Source organism: Paraburkholderia caffeinilytica (genome assembly GCF_003368325.1).
Lineage (GTDB): Bacteria > Pseudomonadota > Gammaproteobacteria > Burkholderiales > Burkholderiaceae > Paraburkholderia > Paraburkholderia caffeinilytica.
In genome coordinates this window covers 3401370-3427949 of record NZ_CP031467.1, presented here as the reverse complement: position 1 = coordinate 3427949, position 26580 = coordinate 3401370, and the positions used below count along the sequence as shown (strand labels likewise).

The 26580-nt window shown below is 61.8% G+C and carries 16 protein-coding genes; all 16 read right to left on the bottom strand.

The annotated features are described in order from the left end of the window. Nucleotides 1–22 precede the first annotated feature (22 nt). The 16 genes from DSC91_RS31630 to DSC91_RS31555 all read right to left on the bottom strand — a co-directional run bounded on the left by DSC91_RS31630 (nucleotide 23) and on the right by DSC91_RS31555 (nucleotide 26491). Complete coding sequence (locus tag DSC91_RS31630; RefSeq protein ID WP_115782451.1) at nucleotides 23–1384, bottom strand: TldD/PmbA family protein; 1362 nt, start codon at nucleotides 1382–1384, stop codon at nucleotides 23–25. After that, nucleotides 1384–2820, bottom strand: a complete 1437-nt coding sequence (locus tag DSC91_RS31625) for a TldD/PmbA family protein (RefSeq protein WP_115782450.1) — start codon at nucleotides 2818–2820, stop codon at nucleotides 1384–1386. Before DSC91_RS31625 ends, DSC91_RS31630 begins: the two co-directional genes overlap by 1 nt. Continuing rightward, entirely contained in the window at nucleotides 2813–4474 is a 1662-nt protein-coding gene (locus DSC91_RS31620; RefSeq protein ID WP_115782449.1) for an ABC transporter ATP-binding protein, read from the bottom strand. The genes DSC91_RS31625 and DSC91_RS31620 overlap by 8 nt, the downstream gene beginning before the upstream one ends. Continuing rightward, nucleotides 4471–5586, bottom strand: a complete 1116-nt coding sequence (locus DSC91_RS31615; RefSeq protein WP_115782448.1) for an ABC transporter permease — start codon at nucleotides 5584–5586, stop codon at nucleotides 4471–4473. The genes DSC91_RS31620 and DSC91_RS31615 overlap by 4 nt, the downstream gene beginning before the upstream one ends. Further along, nucleotides 5540–6592, bottom strand: coding sequence for a microcin C ABC transporter permease YejB (locus tag DSC91_RS31610; protein WP_115782447.1), 1053 nt, complete (start codon nucleotides 6590–6592; stop codon nucleotides 5540–5542). The genes DSC91_RS31615 and DSC91_RS31610 overlap by 47 nt, the downstream gene beginning before the upstream one ends. A gap of 8 nt (nucleotides 6593–6600) precedes the next feature. Continuing rightward, nucleotides 6601–8556 (bottom strand): extracellular solute-binding protein, encoded by a 1956-nt coding sequence (locus tag DSC91_RS31605; RefSeq protein ID WP_373291822.1) that lies wholly within the window; start codon nucleotides 8554–8556, stop codon nucleotides 6601–6603. Nucleotides 8557–8833: 277 nt separating this feature from the next. Next, nucleotides 8834–11569: a TonB-dependent receptor domain-containing protein gene (locus DSC91_RS31600; RefSeq protein ID WP_115782446.1), complete on the bottom strand. Its 2736-nt coding sequence runs from the start codon at nucleotides 11567–11569 to the stop codon at nucleotides 8834–8836. Nucleotides 11570–11949: 380 nt separating this feature from the next. Beyond that, nucleotides 11950–12525, bottom strand: coding sequence for a helix-turn-helix domain-containing protein (locus DSC91_RS31595; protein WP_115782445.1), 576 nt, complete (start codon nucleotides 12523–12525; stop codon nucleotides 11950–11952). A 303-nt stretch (nucleotides 12526–12828) separates the two neighbouring features. Continuing rightward, on the bottom strand, nucleotides 12829–14034 hold the full coding sequence (locus DSC91_RS31590; RefSeq protein WP_115782444.1) for a tetratricopeptide repeat protein: 1206 nt from the start codon (nucleotides 14032–14034) through the stop codon (nucleotides 12829–12831). Between the two features lie 9 nt (nucleotides 14035–14043). Beyond that, nucleotides 14044–14475, bottom strand: a complete 432-nt coding sequence (locus tag DSC91_RS31585; protein ID WP_115782443.1) for an ExbD/TolR family protein — start codon at nucleotides 14473–14475, stop codon at nucleotides 14044–14046. Nucleotides 14476–14631: 156 nt separating this feature from the next. Then, nucleotides 14632–15054 (bottom strand): ExbD/TolR family protein, encoded by a 423-nt coding sequence (locus tag DSC91_RS31580; protein ID WP_115782442.1) that lies wholly within the window; start codon nucleotides 15052–15054, stop codon nucleotides 14632–14634. 12 nt (nucleotides 15055–15066) lie between these two features. After that, on the bottom strand, nucleotides 15067–15978 hold the full coding sequence (locus DSC91_RS31575; protein WP_115782441.1) for a MotA/TolQ/ExbB proton channel family protein: 912 nt from the start codon (nucleotides 15976–15978) through the stop codon (nucleotides 15067–15069). Nucleotides 15979–16056: 78 nt separating this feature from the next. Continuing rightward, the gene (locus tag DSC91_RS31570) at nucleotides 16057–16719 is read right to left on the bottom strand and encodes an energy transducer TonB (RefSeq protein ID WP_115782440.1); all 663 of its coding nucleotides are present in this window, start codon (nucleotides 16717–16719) and stop codon (nucleotides 16057–16059) included. 969 nt (nucleotides 16720–17688) lie between these two features. Beyond that, on the bottom strand, nucleotides 17689–23583 hold the full coding sequence (gene uvrA, locus DSC91_RS31565) for an excinuclease ABC subunit UvrA (protein WP_115782439.1): 5895 nt from the start codon (nucleotides 23581–23583) through the stop codon (nucleotides 17689–17691). A gap of 382 nt (nucleotides 23584–23965) precedes the next feature. After that, nucleotides 23966–25474, bottom strand: a complete 1509-nt coding sequence (gene cuyB, locus DSC91_RS31560; RefSeq protein ID WP_115782438.1) for a cysteate racemase — start codon at nucleotides 25472–25474, stop codon at nucleotides 23966–23968. 711 nt (nucleotides 25475–26185) lie between these two features. Next, nucleotides 26186–26491: a single-stranded DNA-binding protein gene (locus tag DSC91_RS31555; protein ID WP_115782437.1), complete on the bottom strand. Its 306-nt coding sequence runs from the start codon at nucleotides 26489–26491 to the stop codon at nucleotides 26186–26188. Nucleotides 26492–26580 lie beyond the last annotated feature (89 nt).

Genomic DNA, 26580 nt, shown 5'->3' with positions numbered 1-26580 from the left:
TCTTATTTCTTGATTCATAGGCTCATAACGTCAATTCGAACGACCTCGTCAGGATGCCGGGCAATTGCATGCCGCCCGTGGCGCGCTCGCCCCATGTCGAATCGCTCAATAGCAGCTCCGCTTGCGCGCCGAGTTGCTCGAGTTCGCTGCCGAGCAGACGGTATAGGCTGTCGTCGAAACGCATGGCTTCGAGCGGTGCGACGATCTGCCCGTTTTCGACCCAGAAGGTCGCGAAGCGCGTCATGCCGGTCAGGCGGCAATTCATCCGGTCCGAGAAATTCACGTACCAGAGATTGCCGATGTAGAGACCGCTATCGAGCTTCGCCAGCACGTCCTCTTCCCGCAGGTCGCCCGCTTGCATCGAGAGCGCCGCCGGCGACTCGCTCGCCAGCGCACCGTTGGGCGTCAGCCCGTACTCGCGCGCGCTGCGCGCATTGGTCAGGCGTTCGGCGCTGCGGCCACCCTGAATCAACGGGACGCTTTCGCGCAAATAGCCGTCGTCGTTGAAGCCGGGTGTAATGCCGAGATTCAGATCTTCGCTGATCGTGACGCGCGGGTCGACTACGATTTCTCCCACATGCAGCTTGTACAACTCGCTGCGCGACGTCGCCTGAGCGCGTGCGGAAAAACCGCTCCATGCCGCCACGCCGAGCAATTCGGCGAGTGCTTCAGGCGCCAGATATGAGCGATAGCGCCCCGGCGCCAAGCTGCGCGGCGTGCGCGCGAGCACGGACAGGCGCGCCGCGGCCTGCTCGACCTTGCGCGCGAAAACAGCGTCGCTCCAGTCGTCGCCGGCGTACGTGGTTTTGATCGCGCGACCGCTCGGATCGTAGAGCGACCAGCTGAAATTGAAGTTATCGACTTCGTACCAGCCGCGGCTGCCGCCCGTGGACGCAAAGCCGCGCACAATCGTGCCGCCCGCGTAAAAGCCCACGAAATCCAGTCCTTGCGCGCATTCGGCGACGATGCGCAACAAGCCGCCCGGCGCCGGCAGCTTGCCCGAACGTTGCGTGGCGCGTTGCCATTGCGAGGTGTCGAACAACAGATGCGGATCGTCCGCCGCTCCGCGCAGGCTTTCACGCAAGGTGGCGAGCGCGGCGCTCACATCGTCCAGATCCTGTTTCAGGTCGCCGCATACCGTCAGCGTCGAATAAGCCTGGCGTGCGCCGTCGATCAGGCGCAAAGTCAGCTTGCCTTGCGACACGCTGCCGATCTGCCGCACCTTGCCCGAGTTGAAACGGATAAAGTCGGACTGTTCGCCGGCAAATGAACTCAGCGTGGTTTCAGCGCCTTGCTGCAAGCGTTCGATGGCGTCGGCCAACGACGTGAAATGCTGCTGCCAGTCGATCGACGAAGCGGAACGCGCGGACATGAATTGACTCATCAGGCGCCTCCGAACACGTCGATGCCGCTGAACACGCAGGCCGGCGAGGCATGGCCGACGCGAATGATCTGCGCCGGTTCGCCCTTGCCGCACATGGACGTGCCGTACACCTCGCGCGTATCCGCGTTCCCCACCGCGCTCAGGCTGCGCCAGAAATTCGCCGAAATGCCGCGGTAATTCGGCTGTTTGACGACCTGGGTCAGCTTGCCGTTTTCGATCAGTTGACCGAACTCGCAGCCGAACTGGAATTTGTTGCGATGGTCGTCGATCGACCAGGACGTGTTGGTGCGCATCAGAATGCCGTGTTCGATATTGCCGATCATCTGCTCCAGCGACTGCTCGCCGGGTTCGATGTTCAGATTCGCCATGCGGTCGATCGGCGCGCGGTTCCAGTTCGACGCGCGCGAATTCGCCACGCCCGCCATCTGCGCGCGTTGCTGCGAAAGCGCGCCGCCGAGCGGACGTTCGAGCACGCCGTCGCGGATCAGATAGTGCTTTTTCGCTTCGGTGCCGTCGTCGTCGAATGCATACGCGGCGGCTTCCTCGCACAGTTCCGGGTCGAAGGTGACGTTCAGCAGTTCCGAACCGTAGCGATACGAGCCGAACATGTCTTTCTTGACGAAACTCCAGCCGGCAAAGTTGCGCTCGTCGCCGAGAATGCGATCGAGTTCGAGCGGATGGCCGATCGACTCGTGAATCTGCAGCATCATCTGATCGGGCATCAGCAACAAATCGCGCTTGCCTGAAGGGCAATTCGGCGCGGCCAGCAATTGCAGCGCTTCATTGGCGACACGCGCCCCCGAGCCGTCGAAGCCGAAGCGTGCGAGCACTTCCATGCCGCCCTGCCCCAAGGTGCCGTAGTTTCCGCCGAGGGTGCGCACCTGCGTATCGCCGTCCGCGTGCGCGGCCACGCTCAACTGCGGCATCACGAACTGGAACTGCTGATCGATCCGCACGCCGTCGCTGGTGATGTAGAGCTGATCGGTATGCGTGATCTGCACGGCCGCGACGCGTTCGACAATGCGTGCATCGAGATTCGCGCCCGCGCATTCCACGCTCAGGCGCTCCAGCCATTCGGCGCGGCGCGGCAACGCAAGCTGCGCGTTCGGCGACACATAGCGGCCGCTCACCGCGGGGCGCGCCACCTCGCGATGATCGATCAGCGACAATGCCGCGCTCGCTTCCGCGCGGGCCGTGGCGAGATCCAGCGCCTGCTGCAGGCCGGCGGCGCTCAGATTCGCGGTGGCCGCGTAGCCGGCGCCCGCGCCCGCCCATGCGATCAGCATCGCGCCACGATCGCGCACCGTTCGCATGGGTTGCGCGATGTCGTTGCGAATCTCGTGATCGTCGATCTGTTCGTCGACAATGCGCAGCGACCAGAACGCCGCGCGGCTCGTAAGCGATCGGGCGGCCTGCGCCCAACGTTCGTCAATCATTCGTGGTTCCCGTATGAGTCCCCGCTGCGCCCGCCGGCGACACGATCAGCGACGACGCGAGCAGCGACTGGGTATAAGGATGCGACGGCGCATGCAACACATCGAGTGTGTCGCCGGCTTCGACGATGCGTCCCGACTTCATCACGATCACGCGATGCGCCATGGCTCGCATCACCGCCAGATCGTGCGTAATGAACAAATAGCTTAGCTTGTACTTTTTCTGCAGATTTGTCAGCAGATTCAGCACCTGTTTCTGGATGGATACATCGAGTGCGCTGGTCGGTTCATCGAGCACCAGCAATTCCGGCTCGACCGCGAGGGCTCGCGCAATCGCAATACGCTGGCGCTGGCCGCCGGAAAACTCATGCGGATAGCGCAGCATGGCGTCCGCGGGCATCCCCACTTCTTCCAGCAGGCTGCCCACGCGTGCACGCCGCGCCTTGGCGTCCATGTCGGGCTGATGCATCGTCAGGCCCTCGCCGACGATCTGCTCCACCGTCATGCGCGGCGACAACGAGCCGAACGGGTCCTGAAACACGACTTGCATACGCGAATACAACGCCCGGCGCGAGCGCGCGGTTTTCAGCGTGTCAAGCGGCAAGCCGTCGATATGAATATGGCCGGCGGCGGGTTGTTGCAAGCCAAGCACGGTGGCCGCCAGCGTCGATTTTCCCGACCCCGACTCGCCGACGATGCCGAGCGTTTCACCGCGCCGCACGCTCAGGTCGACGTCGTGCACTGCGCGGAACGTGGAGCGCCCGAACATGGAGCGCCAGCCTTTCGCGGAGGTGCGGTAGTCGACGGCGAGTCCCTGCACGTCGAGCAAACGCGGCGCGCCCGGCTCGACCGGCTCCACCGCGCGACGCGGCTCGCTGTCCAGCAGGCGTTGGGTGTAGGGATGCTGCGGGTTGGAGAACAGCGCTTCGGTCGTATTGGTTTCGACCAGTACGCCCTTCTCCATCACCGCGACACGCTGCGCGAAACGCTTCACCAGATTCAGGTCGTGCGTGATGAGCAGCACGGCCATGCCACGCTCGGCCGCTTCCTGCTCCTGCAATGCGATCAACAGATCGACGATCTGCTGACGCACGGTGACGTCGAGCGCGGTGGTCGGTTCGTCGGCAAGCAGCAGACGTGGCCGGCACGCGAGCGCCATGGCGATCATCGCGCGCTGCCGCTGGCCGCCGGACAGCTGATGTGGAAAGCTGTCGATACGCCGCTCCGGTTCGGGAATACCGGTGCGCCTGAGCAACTCGATACCGCGCTGGCGCGCCGCGTTCGGCCGCAAGCCTTCATGCAGGCGCAAACTTTCGGCGATCTGCTTGCCGATCGTGAAGAGCGGATTGAGCGCCGTCATCGGTTCCTGAAACACCATCGCCACGTCGGCGCCGCGCAGACCGCGCATCTGCTGCTCGGTTTTCTGCAGCAGATCTTCGCCGTCGAGCAGCATGCGGCCGCTCAGGTCGGCGTGCTCCACAAGACGCAGAATCGACAACGCGGTGACGCTTTTGCCGGAACCCGATTCGCCGACCAGGGCAACACGCTCGCCGCGCGCAATCGAGAGACTCAGTTCATGCACCGCGATCTTGTCGCCGAAACGCACGGAGAAGCGATCGATCTCGAGCAACGGCCGGTTCGGTTTGGCTTCGCTCATCGCGGACCTCCGCCGAACGCCGAACCGCGTTTGCGCGTGTCGAGCGCATTGCGCAATGCGTCGCCCATGAAGGTCAACAGCAGCAGCGTAATCACCAGGGCGGCGAAAGCCGAGATCGAAATCCACCAGGCGTCGAGGTTGTTCTTGCCTTCCTGAAGCAGTTCGCCGAGGCTCGGCGTGGGCGGCGGCACGCCCAGTCCGAGGAAGTCGAGACTGGTCAGCGACAGAATCGCCGCGCTCATGCGGAAGGGCAGAAACGTGATCACCGGCGTCAGGCTATTCGGCAGCACGTGGCGCCACATGATCTGCCAGTTCGAGAGGCCCATGGTGCGCGCCGCTCTCACGTAATCCAGCGAGCGGTTACGCAGGAATTCGGCGCGCACGTAGTCGGAGAGCACGAGCCAGCCGAACATCGACAGAAGAATAAACAGCAGCCATAGCGTGGGCTCGAAGATCGAGGCGAAGATGATCAGCAGGTACAGGTCCGGCATGGAACTCCAGATCTCGATCAGACGCTGGCCGATCAGATCGGTGCGTCCGCCATAGAAGCCCTGCACCGCGCCGGTCAATACGCCGATCAGGACGCCGGAAACCGTGAGCGCAAGCGCCATCAGCACCGAAAGCCGGAAACCGTACAGTAGCCGCGCTAGCACGTCGCGGCCGTACTGATCCGTGCCGAGCCAGTTGCTTCGGGTGGGCGGTGCCGGGTACGGATGGGCCGCGAAGTAGTCGATCGTGTCGTAATGGAAATGATTCGGCGGATAGATCGCAAAGTTGCCGTTCGATTCGAGCCGCGAGCGGATATACGGATCGAGGTAATTCGCCCGCGCCGGAAAATCGCCGCCGAAAATCTTCTCCGAATAGTCCTTGACGATGGGGAAGTAGTACTGCCCCTCATAACGGACAACCAATGGACGATCGTTGGACAGCACCTCGCCTAGCAGGCTGATGGCGAACAGCGATACGAAGATCACGAGGCTCCAGTAACCGAGCCGTTGCCGCCTGAAGCGCAGCCAGGTGCGCCGCCACGGAGACGGCGACGCCACGTGCGCCGCACCGGACTGATCAGCGGTCCAGGCGGTTGAATTGGATGCGGGGGTCGACGAGGACATAGCAGACGTCAGCAATGAGTTTGGTTATGAGGGCGATCAGCGTGAACAGAAACAGCGAGCCGAGCACGACCGGATAGTCACGGCGAATCACCGAGTCATACGAAAGTTGACCCATGCCGTCGAGCGAAAACAGGGTTTCAATCAGTAGATTGCCGTTGAGGAAGGCGCCGACGAAAGCCGCCGGCAAACCGGTCAGCAGCGGAATCGCGGCATTGCGCAGTACGTGCTTCCACAGTACGTCGCGCTCCGGCGCCCCTTTGGCGCGAGCCGTCAATACATATTGACGGCCGATCTCCTCGAGAAAGGTGTTCTTGGTCAGGATCGTGACGATTGCGAAGTTGCCGACCACCGAAGCGGTGACCGGCAGCGCGATGTGCCACAAATAATCGAGCAGCTTGCCGAACGTGCTGAGGTCGTGGAAGTTGTCCGAGGTCAGGCCGCGCATCGGAAACACCTGCCAGAACGTGCCGCCGCCGAACAGCATCAGCAGCAGCACGCCCAGCACGAAGCCAGGAATCGCATAGCCGGCGAGCACCAGCACACTGGTCACCGTATCGAAGCGCGAGCCGTTGCGCACCGCTTTCGCAATGCCCAACGGCACCGATATCAGATACGTGAGTAGCACTGTCCATAAGCCGAGCGTGATCGATACCGGCAGTTTCGATTTGATGACCTCCCACACGCTGTCATGCTGATAGTAGGACTGGCCGAGATCGAAGGTCGCATAGCGCTTGAGCATCAGCACGTATCGCTCGAGCGGCGGCTTGTCGAAGCCGAACTGTTTCTTGATCTGCTCGATCTGCTGCGGATCGACACCCTGGCTGCCGTGATAGCCTCCGCCGCCCGCCCCCGCCTCTCCGCCACGGCCAGCGCCGTGGCGGAGTTGCGTCATCACCTGTTCGACCGGCCCACCCGGTACGAACTGCGTGACGACAAAGGTCAGGGTGACCACGCCGAGCAGCGTCGGCACCATCAACAGCAATCGTCTGAGAATGTAGGCAAGCATGCTGTTCCTCAGTGGGCCGCGGCCGTGGTTGAACCCGCGGATTGCGTGGCCTGGGGTTTCTGTGTCGCTTGTGCGCCTGGCGCCTTCACGTACCAGTAGTTGACGACCCAGTCTTCGTACAGGTACGAATTCGGTACCGTCTTTGGAAAGCCGAGGGTGGTCTTGTAGCCGATGCGCGCGCCCGGTGCGTAGTACTCCGGCACGAGGTAAAACGAATAGATCAGCACTCGATCCAGCGCGCGGGTCGCCGCCTCCAGATCCTCGATATTGGTGGCGGTGAGCGCGGAGTGAATCAGCGAGTCGACCGCCTTCGAACGGATGCCCGGATAGTTTTCGGAGCCGACTTCGGATGCGGCCGCACTGCCGAAGCGGCGCGTCAGTTCGGCGCCCGGAATGGTGACCGGCGGATAGATGAAGGTGGTCATGTCGTACTCGAAATTATCCAGACGCTTCTCGTACAGGGCGCTGTCGATTTCGCGCATGTGGGCCTGAATCCCGAGCATCTCGAGCGCCTGCATATATGGCAGGATCAGACGATCCATGCCGGGCTGATCGTCCATGATTTCGATCGTCATCGGCGTACCGTTGACGTCGCGCAATGCGCCGTCGCGATAGTGCCAGCCGGCCTGCGCCAGCAGATCGCGAGCGACGCGCAAATTGCCGCGCAAGGAATTCGGCGCAATCGTGTCGGGTTGCTTGAGCATCGGACCGAACACTTCAGGTGGCACGCTGCCGCGCAGCGGTTCGAGCAGCGCCAGCTCCTTCTCGCCCGGCATACCGGTTGCCCCGAACGGGCTGGCTTCGAAATAGCTGCTGGTGCGCCGGTATTGACCGTAGAACATCATCCGGTTCATCCAGTCGTAGTCGAACGCCAGCGTCAGCGCGTGACGCACGCGTGGGTCCTGGAACATCGGCTTGCGCAGATTCATCAGCATGCCCTGCATCTGCGCGGGACCGTCGGCGAATTCGCCCTTCTTCAGCAACCCGTTGTCGAAGTTCTTGCCGACATATTTGCGCGCCCACTGCGTCGCGCTGTATTCGACGATGACGTCCGCATCGCCCGCCTTGAAGGCTTCGAGCTGCGTGTAGTGGTCGCGGTACAGATTGAAGGCAATCCGCTCGAAGCGGAACATGCCGCGTCGCGACGGAAGGTTCGCCGCCCAATAGTCAGGATTGCGGCGATACGTGATCTGTTTGTCGTTTTTGCGTCCTTCGATCAGATAGGCGCCGCTGCTGATCGGCGGCGCGGAAGAGATCTGATCGAAGGGCGGACGTTTGCCGTTGGGCTGCATGCCCCATTTCGGCGAGAAGATCGGCAGGTCGCCGGCAATCAGCGGCGCATCGCGTTCAGAATGCTTGAAATCGAAGCGGATCGTGCTCCTGTCGATCACCGTCGCGCTTTTGATAATCGAGAACTGCGCGTTGAAAAGCGGCGACGCCTGCGGACTCGTCAACGTCTCGAACGAATACTTGACGTCGGCGGCGGTGATCGGGTCGCCGTTCGAAAAGCGCGCGGCCGGATTGATATGAAACGTCGCCGACGTCAGGTCCGGCGCGACGTCGACATCGTCGGCGATCAGCGGATATTCGGAGGCCAGTTCGTCCCAGCTGCGCTGCATCAGCGTGTCGAACATCAGATTGAGGACGTCGGGCGCGGGCGCGCCACGCACCAGAAACGGATTCAGCGAATCGTAAGTCTGCAGCTCGTTATAGTTTTCGAAACTGAGCGAGCCGTTGGCGGGCGCGTCGGGATTCGCATAGTCGAAGTGCGTGAAACCGGCGGGATATTTCGGCTGGTCGTACTGTGAAATCGACGGCTTCGCCTCCACCGCCGTCGGGATCGCCCCGCATATCGCCAACACGCCAGGCGCCGCGGCAATGGCAAACCCGATGTTCGCGGCACGGCGCACTGCGCCGAGCAAACATCCCATCGCGTCGTGCAGGCGCAGCAGTCCGGAATTCATCATTCTTTTCATCAGCCCATACGGTGCGCACCGGCTCGTGACCCGCGCGCGATTCGTCCTGCGGCCGTGCGACACGCCGCACGCACAGCGCTCATGGAGACGCTTCATATACACGCCTCATGCGCCCGTCTCACGTGATCGTCCGCGCACGCCGGTTCATTGCAACGGCAGTCGGCCTGCACTACCGCCCTATGATGCTTCGCCAAAAAAACACCGCTCCGGTTCCCACAGTATATGGAACCGGAGCGGCGCACTCTTCAGCCCAATCAAGCGGACCTTAGAACTTGTAGGTTGCGCCGATCTGGGCGAAACGGCCGATGTACGAGTACAGCGACTCGTCGTAGCCGGTCTGATTCAGCGTACCGTTCGCGAAGATCGGATCGTACGGCGGCGTGCGGTTGAAGATATTGTTGATGCCGCCATAGATCGTCCAGTTCTTGATGCCCGTGTACGTCATCATCAGATTGAACTGGCTGTACGACCCCACTTTGTTCGGCTCAGGCAACAGATTCTGGGCGTACGGCCCCGTGAACTGCCACGTCAGCGCTGCGTCAAACTTGTGGTACGTCCAGTCCAGCGTGGTGTTGCCTCTCCAGCGCGGGAAGCTGCCGCCGAACGGCTGCGTGATGGTGAAGTTGTTACCCGCGCCGTTCACAGGCGATGCACCCGGGAAACCGATCTTGAAGCTGTTCACGTATGCCCAGTCAGCCGACAGGGTGAACGTACCGGCGGTCTTCGTCGGCAGTGCCTGACGGAACGTGCCTTCGAAACCGTTTGTGTCGAGGTAGCCCAGATTCGAATACGGGATCACCTTGTACAGGAGGTTGCCGTTGGCGTCGGTGACAACCTGCGAAGGCGTGCCCTGGCCGATCACGTGATCCACGCGAATCTTGTACCAGTCGAGGCCCACATCGGTCGTACGCGTCGGCGACAGTTCGAAGCCGATGTTGAAGTTCTTCGTGCGTTCCGGCGACAGGTTCGGATTGCCCTCCGTGATCGACGTGTAGTTCTGGCCGGTGGCCGGGTCCACCTGCAGACCGATCGTTTGCGACTTGCTGTTCTCCACGAACGTCGGCGCACGGAAGCCGCGGCTGTACGACGTGTACATCGTCAGCGCCTGAACCGGTTGATAGCGCAGCGCGAAGCGCGGCGAGAACGCGCCGCCGACATCGCTATAGTGGTCGTAACGGCCCGACTGGCTGAACGTCAGGTTGTGGACAATCGGAATATCCACCTGGTAGTACACCGCCGCAACGTTACGCTGGCCGTCCACCGTCTGGAGATTCGGGTTGATGACCAGGCCGTCTTCGAACGCCCCACCCGGATTCATCGTTTCGCTCTGGTGCGTGAACTGCGCACCGAACCCCAGGCCTACGTCACCTGCCGGCAGATGGAAGAGTTCCGGTGTCGAAAGCGTTGCGTCGACCGTATCGAGCTTCGAGATACCCAGGTTGTTCGCGTCCATGTACAGCCCGTTGAACGCGTTCGGCGTGGCCGCCGGATTTGCGAAATTCAGCGTGCCGTTCTGGTAAATGTTATTCAGTACGGAGGAGTTCAGCTGGTTCGTATAGGTGTTCGAAACCGTGCTTTGCGAATGACTGATCGACGACGCCCAATCCCATTCACCGTTCGGCAGGTTGAACGACCCCTTGACGCCCGTAGACGCGCGCCAGTACACGGAATCCGTCTTCTCCGCGATCGTGTTCGGGAAAGCATAGGTGAGCGGCGTGGCGACGCCGAACGGGTTGTACGGATTGCTCGCCGGCACCGTGAAGTTGAACGGGGTAAGCAGCTTCGTCTGCGGGTTCCACACGAGTGCGGGGGCCTGCGGATTGCCGACAACGTTGCCCCACAGACCGTCGTTCGTGGTGGTGTGGTTGCTGCTGACCAGGAAGTCCGCGAACGCGGTGGTCTGATCGTTGATCTTGAAGTCAGCGTGAAGCTTCGCGTTCAAACGCTCCATCATCGGTGCGATGGACGTGCCTTCGGCGGTGTTCAAGCCGCAGACCGTGCCGGCCGATCCCGCCGTCAGCGAGTTGGTGGCTGCGGGACGCACCGAGCCGCCGAACGGACAGTTGCTCAGCGCCTGCACGCCCCCACCGGGTAGGTTCCAGTACGACGGCCCGAGCAGCGAGAAGCCACCCGCCTGATTCGTGAAGTCCTGATTACGAGTCGAGTCGCGGTCCGCGAGCGTGATGCCATTCGACTTGTAGTAGCTGGCTGCCGCCGTCACGTTGAAGCGATCGGAGTTGAGGTCGCCGAAGCCACCCAGCGCGCTGAACTTGGTCGTGCCCGCGCCGCCACCGCCGTTGATGGCGCTGCCGTAGCTGCCGTCGAGCGTCAGTCCCTGATAGTTGTGTTTCGTGATGATATTGACCACGCCCGCGACGGCATCCGAGCCGTACTGCGACACTGCGCCGGTCTTCACGATTTCGATGCGATCGATCGAGTTCAGCGGCAGCGTGTTCAGGTCGAAGAAGGAGTCAACGCTGTTCGAAAAGAACGCGAACGGCGCCGCACGCTGTCCATCCACCAGCACCAGTGTGTACTTTTCGCTGAGGCCGCGCAGGGCGATACCCGCCGCGCCCGCGGCAAAGTTGCCGGCCTGACCTTCGCTCCAGCTATTGGCGGAGTTGGCGGCGGTATCGCGCAGAAAATCTGCGACAGTCGTGGCGCCGCTATTCTGAATTTCTTTCTGCGAAACCGTCTGAACCTGGTTGAAGCCGACTTTGTCGGAGCTACGGATCAGCGACCCGGTCACTTCGAACTTCTTCAATTGCTGAACGCCCTTGCCACTCGGCGTCGCGGTGTTGTTGTCCGCGGACGGTGTCGCGGCGGTGCCCGATGCCGGAGCTGGCGCCGCAGCGGGCGTGCTCTCCGTCGTCGCGCCTGCCGCGGTTCCGGTGGCGGCCGGCTGGCTCTGTGCAAACGCCGGTACGACGATTGCGGCCGACAATGCCAGTTCAGCCCAGATTATTCTTTTGATGGCCAACGCCAATGCCCTCTGTTTCATTTTTCCCCTTCCCGCTCGTCAATAAGGCCACTGCTGTTTGTGTGAAGAGAGGTCTTGTGAACCTCTCCACTCGATATACGGCGATCGTGCGCCGCGCTCCGTTAAAGCTGCCCGCCTCCCATTGCCCGTCAAACCGGTCAACAGCGCACCAGATTGCAAATACAGACAGGAAGACGAGACACTTCTGATACTTCAATATCGGACTACTTATTTATTACAAACGAAATGCGCAGCGCTTTCTAATTGTTTTCACTTCTACTACTTCGGGCTCTGGATATCGAGGCAATACACTCCAATCCCTGTCAATTCCCGATCGAACTTTAAGTAATACTTACAAATACAGAATGACCGCTTTCAACGAAAGCATCGAGCAAAGGCATCTAAAACAATCGTGGCGTGCCCACCCAGACGACCACCGCTTCTTCGCGGGCGGTATTGCACCAGGCGTGAGGCACAGTGGACTCGTAATGCGCGGTGTCACCTGCCTGCAATACGAACGTTGTACCTTCTAACGTGAGCGATATCTGGCCGCTCATCACGTACAAGAACTCTTCCCCTGCATGCGTCGTGACTTCCGACGGGTTTTGCCCCACCGGCATTCTGACGAGAATCACTTCCAGCTTGCTGCCAACCGACAGGTTCGTCAGCCGTCCAAACAGATTCGCGGTTCCATCGAACCCGAAGTACTTCAGCTCACTTCCTCTTTGCACCGATTTGTCTTCGGTGGGCGTATCGACGAAGTACTGCACCGTCACACCTAAAGCTCGAGCAATGCCAACTAGCGATGTGATCGAAGGCGTTGCATGACCTCGTTCCACCTGCGACAGAAAAGGCTTGGAGATTCCCGCCGTGGTTGCCACTTCATCCAGTGTGCGCTTGAGCCGTTGGCGAAGCGCGCGGATTTTGCTTCCTATAGAAACTGCGACCTGTGCCTTGTTATCGAGTGGCAAAACCATAGCAAGACAGAATCCCGTAGTCAAAATTAGTTTGATAAAACCAAACTATGTTTCATTGAGTGCAACATCCTCCCTAAGACATGCGCGAAATGCCTGGTTAGTTGCCGCGGTAAGTGACTCAATCAAGGCGACCGTCATGACATGTTCGTTCTTGCCGCGAACCTGGCGATGGTTGCGCACGCAACCACATCCGAGTATCCGCGACGATCCGTGCCCCGTACGGCGAGAATGTGCCTCCCGGTTCGATGCACGGATACCTTGAAGGCACTTCGCAGAATGAAACATGTCGGTACCGGGATGCCGCTACTTCGACGCCACCAGCACCCACAACCGGGCGAGGTCGGCCGAACCGTCGGTACCCTTCACTGCACGGAAGGCTTGCACTGCGCGCGCCTTATCGCCCGCCATGTAGTACGCCTCGCCGAGATGCAGTTGCGCCTGATCCGGGTGATCGATTCCGCCCTTCGCAATCGCGGCGTCCATGGCGGTCAGACCCTGCTTGGCCTGCCCTGCGAAGACCTGGTTGAAGCCGAGGTCGACCGGCGCGACGGGGTTCGCAGGATCGGCCGGCGCCTGCGCCCGTTTCGCGGCGAGCGCCTGCAACCGCTTCTCGCGATCTGCCTGCGCATCGTGACCCAGAACGCCCGACGCAAAGCCTTGATCGATGACCTGTTTCCCTTCGGCCGTGGTGCCGGCCACGATCGCGAGCTGCGTCATCTCCATATAATCGTCGGCTGTACTGAGCGAGCCGGTTGCACGGCGCAGGCGGAAGGTGTCGATATCCAGCGCCGACGAATAGCCGGGCTTGCTGCGAATCGCGTTGAACAGATCGTCCCAGTAAGCCTGCTTCGGATGATAGGCAACCAGCTTTTCGAGCGTGCTGCGGTACGTTGCGTCGTCTTTCACCCGTTGCGCGCACGTGCCGAGCAATTGCAGTTGCGACTCGTCCGGTGCGTGACCGGCGCGCACTTGCGCATCGATGCTCGGCTTGAGCAGACTCACCACGCTGCCGCAATCGTTTGACAGGTAATAAGACTGAACCAGCAAAGTGCGCATGTCAGGATCGCCGCCGCCCGACTTCAGGTAGCGCTGCGCAACCTTCACGGCCTGCGCATAATTTCTCTGCTGGAAGTAGATGCCTGCGAGCGCCGCGGTGGTGCGCTGCTCGTCTGCACCGGTCAAGCGCCCTGAACCTAGCAAGGTTTCGTAGGCCTGGGCGGCCACACCCGATTCACCGGCCGCCGCCGCAGCAGCGCCGCGCATCTCCTGAATCATGTAGCTTTCGTAGGGCGTTTTGCCCGGCACCGCGTCGGCCTGATCGATCTTCGTCAACGCGTCCTTGTACTTGTGCGCGCGATACAGATCCTGCGCGGCATTCAGCGGCTTTGCCACATCCGGCCGCAAAGTGTCGGCGGCTTGAGACGTGAGCGGCAGCACGACGAGCGCGGACAGCCCTCCGATAGCGGCCGCAATGACCGCGCGCTTGAACCGATGATGGATCGTTAGCATTCCACTTTCCTATTGCATGTACTGCTCGTTGCCGATCAGGCCGATTTTCGTCGCGCCCAGTCGTTGCGCGGACGCCATCACCTCCGCGACATCCTTGTACGGCACCAGCTTGTTAGGCCGCAGATGGATTTCCGCCTGAACCGGCTCGGCCGCCACCTGCGCAAGTCTCGACTCGAGCGCCGCGCGGTTCGGCACCGGCTGGCCGTTCCAGGTCGTAGTGCCGTCGAAGTCGATATCGATCTGCACGACTTCCGGCTGCGTGATCGGCGGCGGCGGATTGCCGACCGGCAAGTTCATCTTGATGGCGTGCGTCTGGATCGGAATCGTGATGATCAACATGATCAGCAACACCAGCATCACGTCGATCAACGGCGTGGTGTTGATATCGACCATCACATCCGGTTCGGAACTGCCACCACCCGAAGATACGTTCATTCCCATGATCATCTCCTGTCGATCGTACTTAGCGCTTTAGCGCTTAGTACGATCCCATGCAAAGCTGTCGATCGTACTTAGCGCTTTAGCTGTCGACCTGAGTTGGCGCTTTAGCGCCTACTCAGGTCCCATGCAAAGCACTTAGTCCAATCCCATGCAAGGCTAGCCACCACGCGCGGGTGGCTCGGTAATAAACGAAACCTTGGCGATACCGGCACGCTCGCACGCGGTAATAACCCGGCCGATGAATTCATAACGCGCGCTCTGGTCGCCGCGAACGTGTACTTCCGGTTGCGGCGTCACGGCCGAGACGGTTTTCAGGCGTGCCAGCAACGTAGGCGCATCCACCTGCTTCTCGTTCCAGAAGAAATCGCCGTCGCGGTTAACCGCAATGACAATACTTTTGGGCGTGGTCTGCAGCGGCTGGATCGTCTCCTTCGGCAATTGCACCGGCACCGTATGCGTCACCACCGGAATCGTGATCAGAAAGATGATCAGCAGAACCAGCATCACATCGACGAGCGGCGTGGTGTTGATACTGGAGATGACCTCGTCGTTATCATCCTGCCCAACGCTCATAGCCATGACGGACTCCGCTTATTGGACCAGCGATGCTTGACGAGCCGAAGCGCGCGCCGAGCGCCGGCTGCCGGCGAGCAGGACGGTGTGCAGTTGCGCGCCGAACGCACGAACACGCTCCATCACCGACTTGTTGCGGCGAACCAGGAAGTTGTAGCCAAGCACCGCCGGCACGGCGACGGCAAGGCCGATCGCGGTCATGATCAGCGCCTCGCCCACCGGACCCGCGACCTTGTCGATCGAAGCCTGGCCCGCGATACCGATTGCCGTCAGCGCGTGATAAATGCCCCACACCGTACCGAACAGACCAACGAACGGCGCTGTCGAGCCGACCGTGCCGAGGAAAGCCAGACCGTCTTGCAAACGGTTCGACACGTTGGTAATCGCACGCTCGACCGACGTATCGATCCACGTATTGCGGTCGACGGCTTCGAGCAATGCTTCGTCGTGGTGCTCGCCTGCCTCGATGGCCGTTTCGGCGATGAAGCGGAACGGCGACGCTTCGTCGAGCAGCTTCGTGCCTTCGGCCAGCGACGGCGCAGTCCACAGTTGTTCGTCGGCGCTCTTCGCACGACGGTTCGCACGGAACTGCTCGAAGAACTTGGTGATCATGATGTACCAGCTGCCCATCGACATGAGCACCAGCAGAATCAGCACGAAGCGTGCAACGAAGTCACCGTTCTTCCAGAGCGCGCTGAGACCGTACGGGTTATTCACGGTTTCAGACGTGGCCGGCGCCGGCGGCGGTGTCGCTTCGTCTGCGGCCGGGGCGGCCGTTTGCGGTGCAGCGGTGGCTGTGGTGGCGGCGGCAGCCGACGCGGTCGCGTCGCTCGCTTGCGCGTGGGCCATTTGCGGTGCCACAAAGGTATCCACCGTGGTTACGGCGAACAACATGGTTGCCGCCAATGCGGCGAGAGTACGCTTCTTCATGCCTGCTCCAAGTTCATTAGTACAACTTCTAAACCAAGACTGATAAATCGCTACCGGTACCGAACGGCCCGTGGGGTTTCAGTTCAGGTTAAACGAGAACGGAACTTGCACACGGACAGCCTGGCCTTGGGAAACGCACGTGAACTGCTTGACCGCGTTGAAGGCCGCGCGGTCGAGTGAGGAATCGTCTGCCGACTTGGCAACACGTTCATTCGTAATATGGCCTTGCGGGTCGACTACAAATTCAATCAGCACGTCGCCCGTCACGTTGTTCTCCTGCGCTTCCTTCGGGTAGCGAATCGACGAACGGATCTGATCCGAGTTCGGGCACACGACCCCTACTTCGGCGCTCACGGGCTTGCTCGGCGCGGGAGGCGCCGGCGGTGCTGGCGCCACGGCGGGTGCCGACACGACCGGTGCGGCCTGGTGCGTGATGCTCGGCTGCGGCGGCGTTTGCACCTGCACTTCCGGCGGCGGCACGAACGGCGGCGGCGGCGGTGCGAACTTCGGCGGCGGCAATTGCACGGTGGGCAACGGCGGCGGCGGAGGCGGCTTCACCGGCTCGATGATTTTGGTCTCGATTGGATGCTGGATGACCTGCACGACCTTGGTGGCAAGGCCATTGATAAGTGCATAGATCAGCACGATATGCAGGAGCAGAACAACTGCGATGCCGCCGAAGCGGCGCACTGGGTTTTGCTGCTTACGCCCAAACTCACGTGGACGCCCTGGCCTCTCCATACGGGCCGTTGCTGCCGGAAATTGCCCTTCGACTTTCGTACCCACCTTTACTCCTCCGGCGTGAGCCGTCCATTTCTGTAACTGCAGTGCGCTTACATACGGCAAACAACGTTCACTTTGGACAATCGCCCCAGTCTTCGATTTGTAGTCCAAAATTTATGGCGTAGGGCCCAACCCTGATGCAGTGTCACGGGTATAGCTGTGAGACGTCGCGACGGCACTTCAGATCAGTCGATCTACAATCTAGGTAGAACTACTAATAGATTAAATTCGACAAGCTCATTTCCGTCTGGCATGAACATGCTGAAGACAATTTGGTCGAAGCGCGCTGCGGCTCATGAACTTTTTGCGCGTTTGTCACCTGCATTTCATGGGAGGCAACAATAGCAGGACAAAAAATGCGGGGTCAAACTTTTTTTGATGGCAGCATACTAAGTTTAGAGAGAACACTCTAACTAATGCCGTATTCGCGTCGCTTTAAAAGAATAAGCGTGCGTCGAACAGAGACGAGCGAGCCTTTCGCGGCTCGCCAATTGGGATGCAGCCGCTCGCGCGGCCTTCCATAGCACGCCATGAGCTGCCGACGGATCGCGAATGGTAAGTGGCGCAAAAGCCCGCTGGGTGGGCCTTTCGTTGGGATTGCTCGCAACCGGGGCGGATCGCGGACAGGCCGTCTAACGTGATGGTTGAGCGTCGGCCAAGGGGCGACGTCGACGGCGAAAAGATAGCAGAAGGAAAACAGCGTTTGAAAATCTTTTTAGCGGTATTTACGACACTCTAAATGCAAATTTCAATTACGCCGATTTTACAATTACAAAATCATTCCAAAAATTACATAATCCCGACGATATTGAAGAGGTTGGCAAAACGCATACGCGGATGGCTTGCGCGCCGCTCCGCGCATGCGACTCTCCTGCCCAAGCGGGTAAACCGGGAGCGGCGCAAATCTGATTGCGCCGCTCCTTTGTCTCACCCGTTCGTTCCCTCGCTCGCAACGACTGTCGCGTCGTTCCGCGTACGCGCGAGCACGGGGCGCAGCGCCGCGCCGGTGTGACTTGCGGCGACGCGAGACAATCCTTCGGGATCCGTAGCAGCGACAATGGTGCCGCCACCCACACCGCCCTCCGGGCCGAGATCGATGATCCAGTCCGCTTCGGCAATCACATCGAGATCGTGCTCAATGACGACGACACTATGACCACCGTCCGCGAGACGATGCAGCACGCGAATCAGCTTTGCGACGTCGGCCATGTGCAGGCCGACCGTCGGTTCGTCCAGCACATACAGCGTGTGTGGCGGCTTCTGACCGCGCCGCGTGATGTCGTCGCGCACCTTGCTTAGCTCGGTGACGAGCTTGATACGCTGCGCTTCGCCACCCGACAGGGTAGGTGACGGCTGGCCGAGCGTGAGGTAACCGAGTCCGACATCTTTCATCAATTGCAATGGATGCGCGATGTTCGAAATCGGTGCGAAAAACTCGACGGCTTCGTCGATTTCCATGGTCAGCACGTCGCCGATATTCTTGCCGCGCCACGTGACCGCCAGCGTCTCCGGGTTGAAGCGTTGCCCGTGGCACACGTCGCACGGCACCTTCACGTCGGGCAGGAAACTCATGCCGATGGTGCGCACGCCCTGTCCTTCACAGGCGGGGCAACGGCCTTCGCCAGTGTTGAACGAGAAACGCGATGCCGTATAGCCACGCGCGCGCGCTTCGAGCGTGCCGGCGAACAGCTTGCGGATCGCATCCCACACGCCAATGTACGTTGCCGGACACGACCGCGGCGTTTTGCCGATCGGCGTCTGGTCGACTTCGAGCACGCGGTCGATGGCTTCCCAGCCGGTGATCGAATCGCACCCTTGCCAGGCATGCGTGACGTTCAGCGGCGCACGCGGCGCCGTACGCGCCAACACGCTCGAACGCCGGTTCGCCTCCGGCCGGGTCTCGGCGGCCGCACGCGCACGCCGCGTGGCCGGCGACGACAGCACCGAGCGCCCCACCGCATCCAGCAAATTGGCCATCAGCACGTCACGGGCGAGCGTCGACTTGCCCGAACCGCTCACCCCCGTCACCGCCACCAGCCGTGAAAGCGGAATGCCGACGGTAACGTTCTGCAAGTTGTGCAGCTTGCCGCCGTGCACCGTCAACCAATTCTTCGGCACCGCAGCTGTGCGTTTGGTCGGCGTGACCACTTCCCGGCGCGGCTGCAACGGATGCACGATCGGACGAGCGAGAAACTGCCCGGTCAGCGAATCGGGCTGCGCCGACAAATCAGCCACGCTACCCTGCGCGATCAGCGTGCCGCCGCGCTTGCCCGCGCCCGGCCCGATATCGATGATGTGATCGGCACGCCGAATCGTGTCTTCGTCATGCTCGACCACCACCAGCGTATTGCCCTTCTCGCCCAGCTTGCGCAAGGCGTTGAGCAGAATCTGGTTGTCGCGCGGATGCAGGCCGATGGTCGGCTCGTCGAGCACGTAGCACACGCCTTGCAGGTTGCTGCCCAGTTGCGCGGCGAGCCGGATGCGCTGGGCTTCGCCGCCCGACAGGCTCGGCGCCGCGCGATCGAGACTCAGATAACCGAGCCCGACTTCTTCCAGAAATTGCAGGCGGCTGCCGATTTCGCTGATCACGTCGCGCGCGATTTCCGCGTCCCGGCCGCTCATCTCCAGCGTGTCGATCCACGCGCGCGTGTCGGACACGGTCCATTGCGCGACGTCGACGATGGCCTGCTCGCCGAACGTGACCGCGCGTGCAGTTTGATTCAGACGCGTACCGGCGCAATCCGCACACGGTTCGTCGACGAGACCTTCCGGTTCCTGTTCCTCGGAAGGCAAGCTCTGCTCGCGGCCGCGATTGTCGTCCACGATCACCGTGTCGTCGTATGCCGCGCGTTGTTCGCGCGTCAAGGCGAGGCCAGTGCCGACGCATGTCGTACACCAGCCATGCTTGCTGTTGTACGAGAACATGCGCGGGTCGAGTTCGGGATAGCTCGTGCCGCACACCGGGCAGGCGCGCTTGGTGGACAGCACCTTCACCGCGCCGAGTTTCGCCGTGGGCTGGCCGCCGCTGATCGCGTCGTGCAATCCGTCGAGCGGCGCCAGCAGATGCATGATGCCCTTGCCGATTTCCAGCGTCTGATCGAGCGCGAGGCGCAGCTCCGCCTCCTTATCCGGCGAGACGACGAGGTCGGTCACGGGCAATTCGATGGTGTGCTCGCGGAAACGATCGAGCTTCGGCCATGGATCCACCGGCACGAACTCGCCGTCCACGCGCAGATGCGTATTGCCGCGCGCTTTCGCCCACTTGGCGAGATCGGTGTAGACACCCTTGCGGTTCACGACCAGCGGCGCGAGGAACCCGACATGCTGCCCTTTGTGATCGCGCAGCAATTGCGCCGCAATCGATTCGACGCTTTGCGACGTGACCGGTGTACCGTCGTGGATGCAATGCTGCAGACCGAGCTTCACATACAAGAGACGCAGGAAGTGCCATACCTCCGACGTGGTCGCCACCGTACTCTTGCGACCGCCGCGCGACAAACGCTGCTCGATCGCAACGGTGGGCGGAATGCCATACACCGCGTCGACCTCGGGCCGCCCGGCCGGCTGCACGATAGACCGTGCGTATGCGTTCAGCGATTCGAGGTAACGGCGCTGCCCTTCATGGAACAGAATGTCGAAAGCCAGTGTGGACTTGCCCGACCCGGATACACCGGTAATCACGTTGAATTTTCCGTGCGGAATATCCACGTCCAGCGATTTCAGATTGTGCTCGCGCGCATTGACGATGCGCACCACGTCCTCGCCTTCGATCACCCGCCGCGCACGCGCCGCGCTTAGTGCCTTTTGCAGCGGGATACCTTGCGACGCCGGTTCGCTCGCCGCGCTCATGGCGCGGTCGTACTGCAGCAGCGCCTCGCCGGTATGCGATTCCGGACAGCGCTTGACGTCTTCCGGCGTCCCCGCGCAGAGCACCCTGCCACCACCGTCACCCCCTTCGGGACCGAGGTCGATCAGCCAGTCGGCCGCACGGATCACGTCGAGATTGTGTTCGATCACGATCAGCGAATGTCCGCTTGCCAGCAGTTTGCCGAACGCCTGCATCAGCTTGGCGATGTCGTCGAAATGCAGGCCGGTGGTCGGCTCGTCGAACATGAACAGGCGTTTTGCGACCGGCTGCTTCGCGCTGCGCGCGGTGCGCGCCTGTGCCGATTCCGCGAGGAAACCGGCCAGCTTGAGCCGCTGCGCTTCGCCGCCGGACAACGTGGGCACCGGCTGGCCGAGCTTCACGTATTCGAGCCCCACGTCGACGATGGGCTGCAGCACGCGCAACACTTCGGCATCCCTGGCGAAGTAGGCCGTGGCTTCGCTTACCGTCAGTTCCAGCACGTCGGCAATGCTCAAAGCACGCGGCGACTCGCCACGCTCGATTTTGACTTCGAGCAGTTCCGCGCGATAGCGGCGCCCATCGCAATCCGGGCAGCGCAGGTAGACGTCGCTCAGGAACTGCATTTCGATGTGTTCGAAGCCCGAGCCGCCGCAAGTCGGGCAGCGCCCTTCACCGGAGTTGAAGCTGAACATGCCGGGGCCGTAACCGCGTTGCTGCGCGAGCGGCGCCTTGGCAAAGAGCTTGCGGATTTCGTCGAAAGCGCCCACATAGCTGGCTGGATTCGAGCGCGCGGTCTTGCCGATCGGCGACTGGTCGACGAATACGACGTCGGTGACCTGATCGGCGCCCGTCAGGTTCCTGAACGCACCGGGCGATTCGGTGGCGAGACCGAAGTGGCGCGCCATGGCCGGATACAAAACATCCTGCAGCAAGGTGGACTTGCCGGAGCCCGACACGCCCGTCACGCAGACGAGCCGCTGCAGCGGAATCTCGACGGTGACGTCGCGCAGATTGTGTTCGGTCGCGCCCTCGAGCAGGATGCGCGGCGTGTTGTCATCCACCGGACGCTGCGACCAGTGCGCCGCGTCCGCCACATGCCGGTGCCCACCGAGGTACTCTCCGGTCAGCGTGCCCGACGAGCGGATTGCCTCCGGCGCGCCGTCGTAAATGATCGAGCCGCCGCGCTCGCCTGGCCCCGGGCCCATGTCGATCAGACGATCCGCCGCGAGCATCACCGAAGGATCGTGCTCGACCACCACCAGCGTATTGCCCGCGTCGCGCAGCCGGTGCATTGCCTCGACGATCCGGTTCAGATCGCGCGGATGCAGGCCGATGCTCGGCTCGTCGAGCACGAACAGCGTTTTGGTCAGCGACGTGCCGAGCGCCGTGGTCAGGTTGATCCGCTGCACTTCGCCGCCCGACAGCGTGCGGCTTTGCCGGTCGAGCGTCAGATACCCGAGGCCAACGTCGCACAGATATTTGAGGCGCGTGCGCACTTCGGCGAGCAACAGCTTGAGTGCGTCGTCGAGCAAGGCGCTGGGCAGGCTGATCTCGTCGAAGAAACGCCGGATGCGTTCGATCGGCATCAGCATCAGATCGTGCACGGTCAGGCCCGGCAAGGACTCGAGTTGCGCACGCGTCCACTCGACACCGCGCGGCATGAAGCGCTTCCCGGCCGCCAGCACCTCGTCCGCATTCTGCTTGCTGCCGAGGCGCCACAACAGCGATTCCGTTTTCAGACGCGCGCCGCCACAGGTTTCGCACGGCGTATAGCTGCGGTACTTCGACAGCAACACGCGGATGTGCATCTTGTACGCCTTCGATTCGAGATATTCGAAGAAGCGTTTGACGCCGTACCAATGGCTTTGCCACTTGCCGTTCCAGTCCGGCGAGCCGTTGATGACCCAGTCGCGTTCGGCATCCGTCAGCTCGCCCCAAGGCGTACCGCGGCGAATATCGGCTTTCGCCGCGTAACGCATCAGGTCGTCCTGGCACTCTTTCCACGCCGGCGTTTGCATCGGCTTGATCGCGCCGTCGCGCAGCGTCTTGCGCGCGTCGGGAATCACCAGCCCGAGGTCGACGCCGATCACGCGGCCGAAACCGCGGCAAACTTCGCATGCGCCGTAGGCCGAGTTGAACGAGAACAGCGCCGGCTGCGGATCCGCGTAGCGCAGGTCGCTCTCGGGGCTGTGCAGACCGGTCGAGAAACGCCAGATTTGCGGCTCGGCTTCTTTGGCTTCCGGCGCGTCTGACGCTTCTGGCGCGGCAGGCAGCACGTAAATATTGACGCGGCCGCCACCACGCTTGAGCGATGCTTCAATAGCTTCGACCACCCGCGGCTTGTCGACCGAGCTCAAACGGAAGCGGTCGGCCACCACGTCGAGCAGCTTGCGCTTGCCGGTGGGCGAATCGACTTCGCGCTGCGCCTGCACACGCGTGTAACCGCTCGCGGAGAGCCATTGCTCCACTTCCTGCTCGGACGCGGTGTCCGGCAACTCGACCGGAAACGTGACGACCAGCCGCGGATCATGCTCCGCGGTGCGCCCGAGCAGCTCGGCATAGATCGTTTCGGGCGTGTCGTGGCGCACCTGCAGGACGGTCTTGCGATCGAACAGCTCGGCCGCGCGCGCGTAGAGCAGCTTCAGGTGATCGTTGAGTTCCGTCATGGTGCCGACGGTGGAGCGCGAACTGCGCACCGGATTGGTCTGGTCGATCGCGATGGCAGGCGGTACGCCGTCGACCCGGTCGACTTGCGGCCGGTCCATGCGGTCGAGAAACTGCCGGGCGTAGGCGCTGAAGGTTTCGACGTAGCGCCGCTGCCCTTCGGCGTACAACGTGTCGAACACGAGGCTCGACTTGCCGGAACCGGACGGCCCAGTGACAACCGTCATTTCGCCGGTTCGCACATCGAGATCGACGTTCTTCAGGTTGTGCTGGCGCGCGCCGCGAATGCGGATAATTCCGTTAGATGCCAATTTTTCCGACCGTCTGAATGAGTGGGCCACCTCTCACGGACGCCTCGCGACCGCGCAAGTTCGGGACACCCGGCTGGCGGAAGGACACGCCAAAGGCCAGGTTGCAGGGGGATACTATACTGTATATTTATACAGTTTTCCATGACACGGCGCGGTTGCGCTTTCGCAGCCCGCCGGGCCAGAAAGGGCGGCGCAGAGTACGCACAGAGCACGCCCCGATCAGCCGATCCGCAAGCGCTGCGCCGCTTCAGAGGAACTGCGCAGCCTTCGGAAAGTGGCGGTGCAGAGAGAGAATGATGAGGTTTTTCCGCGCGGCGCGGCGGCGGCGCGCGCAAATTTAAGCAAGCCGAAGCAAACCGAAGCCCGCCGGATCTGGCCGCCGCTAGCCGAAAATGCTTTCCGCGTTGAACCGCCCCGTCACCGGCGCCGCCCGTTCCAAAGCGCCCTGCGTCGCTTCGCTTTCGCCCAGCGCATAAGCCACACAGCGTTTTGCCAACACCTCCGCCGGATCGACAAGCCGCACCGTCCCGCCAGGTCGCACCAGCGTCGAACCGTGCAGCAGCAGCGGCAACTCGGTGCAGCCCAGCACAATGATCTGCGCACCTTGCGCGATCAGGTCATCCACCGCGGCGGCCACGTCGTCACAGCACTCACCCGACGTGCAACCCGCCTTGGCGCCACGTGGCCCATAAATCGCGTTCATGAGCCGTGCCTGGGCGGCTGCGGCCGGCGCGATCTGCACGAAACCGCATGCAGCGAGCGCCTTCTCGTAGACCCGGCTCGCCAGCGTGCCCGAGGTGGCCAGCACACCGACTTCACGCAAGCTCGGGAATGCGTCGCGCAGATAATCGGCGGTACAGGTCAGCATATTGACGATCGGAATGGTCAACGACGGCTGAATCCGTTCAACGAACGCATGTGCCGTATTGCACGGAATCGCGATGAGATCGGCGCCGCCCTCTTCGAGCGTCTTGCAGGCGGCGTAGAGCGCGAGTGTCGGATCGTCGCCGTTGCCGAGCAGCGCCTCGGTGCGATCCGGAATCTGCGGGTTCTGTTCGACCATGACCTTGATGTGGTCCTGATCGCGCGCGGCCGGTGTGTTGCGCACCAGCTTCGCCATGAAATCGACCGTGGCCGCAGGACCGACACCGCCCAGCACGCCCACCTTGAAACGCCGCTCCGGCTGCGCATAGTGCGCCGCCGCGACGTAGCGCGCATAGACCAGATTGGAATCGACGAACGGCACTTCCAGCGTGCCGAGTGTGCGCGCCACCAAGGGGATTTCGGCAAGCCCGGGTACGATGATCTCCGCACCTTGCGCAATGAGATCCGCGCAGGCCGCACGCAGTAACTCGACCGGCCGGCCGTACAGATGCCCGCTTTTGATGCCCTCTTCGCCATACACCGCGCTGGTTACGCGATCGACGCCCGCTTCGTCGCGCGGATGCAGCACGTCGAACCGCGCACTGTCGAAATAGCGTTCGAAAAGACCGTTGCCGCGAATCGTGCCGGAAGTCAGCACACCGACACGGCGGACCGACGGAAAAGCCTGCCGCACGTGCGCCGAGAGCGCGGCCATGATGTTGGCGATCGGCGGCGCCACGTTCGCCGAGAGTTCGTCGATGAAGGTGTGACTGAGGAAGCACGGCAAGACGATCGCATCGACGCCGCGCTTCTCGAAGGTGCGAATCGTGTCGAATACGTGGATCTTGAATAGCGCGCTCGCGGCGCCTGGCGTTGCCGGCCCTTGCCACGCTTGCTGCTCGAGAACGAAATCGAACGGCTTGACCGCGCCGGGCCGACGCCAGGCCGCGGTCATCCGGCTCAACACGTCGACGCCGGCGAGCGGCGACGCGCCTGTCACGACACCCAGCGAACGATGACGATACATGATGGCTTCCCCCGTCGTTTTTCAATTCGCCTTGATATTAGGATGCTTTGGGGGCTTCAGGATGTTATTAACCGCGAAATAGCGGGTTTATGCCTGGCCGGGCGCTTACCGAATGTTTGCCCACGGCAACACTTGTCCGCGTTTTGCAATGGGTTAACCGGCGTGCGCTGGTGACCGAGGTATCGTCAGCTCCCACTCAGCACTCAGCACTCCGCACTGCGCGCGTCGCGGACGGATCTGCATGGGAAACCAGCGGCTTCGTTCAAGCGTGATGGGCGCCATCGGCTTCGCCTCGGCGAGGTGCTGAATGCGAGATTGCTCTGGAATATTCGAAGTATCGTTTCTCGATCTCCGATTTATCGCCAAGTCGAACAAGCGCGAGTCCAAATTTCGCACTTCAAATAAAACACCGAAATGACGAGAGCAATTGAGGCGATACACACCGAGCCACCGCACCGAATGAGGTGTCAGCACAAAAACGCAGCGATCGGTTTTCGGAAGTACGCTTCGGCGCGCGCAGCGCCGCCGGAAGTATGACGCCCTTGTCACCAGAGCAAGCAGGGGCACGAACACAGATTCCAGATGCACCACTACCCGTTGCAAACCACGGTGCCCACTTAGCAAGATCGGCGTGAGCCGCTTTCTCTTGCTTACTTCTCTTTGCGGCGGCAAAGAGAAGTAAGTGCCCGCCCCGCACAGGCAAAAAAACCTTTACCCTTCCCCCCGATACCCCACAAGCACCCTATACGCAACCATATCCACAGCAGGCTTGATCAACCCATTCTTGTCGGTCCAAACCTTGGGCGTCAACGCCCCGCTCAGCGCGACACTATCCGCATCACCCAGCGCAAGCAATGCACCCTGCACCTCATCATCAAACGCAATCACGTTGACGAAAATCGTATCGCCGTCATTGGTGGTCGCCCGGACCTTGCAGGTCACAAAGCGCTTGCCATTCTGCCCCGTACGGATCTGCGCCTCGCCGTACAAGCGCCCGCCCACCAGTCCATCGATCATCGCCCTGCTCCTGTTATTTCGCACCGTGCAAAAAGCAGTATCGCCCAGCACGGCCCGTATGATCCCACGATACGCAGCGCGGCTTGCAC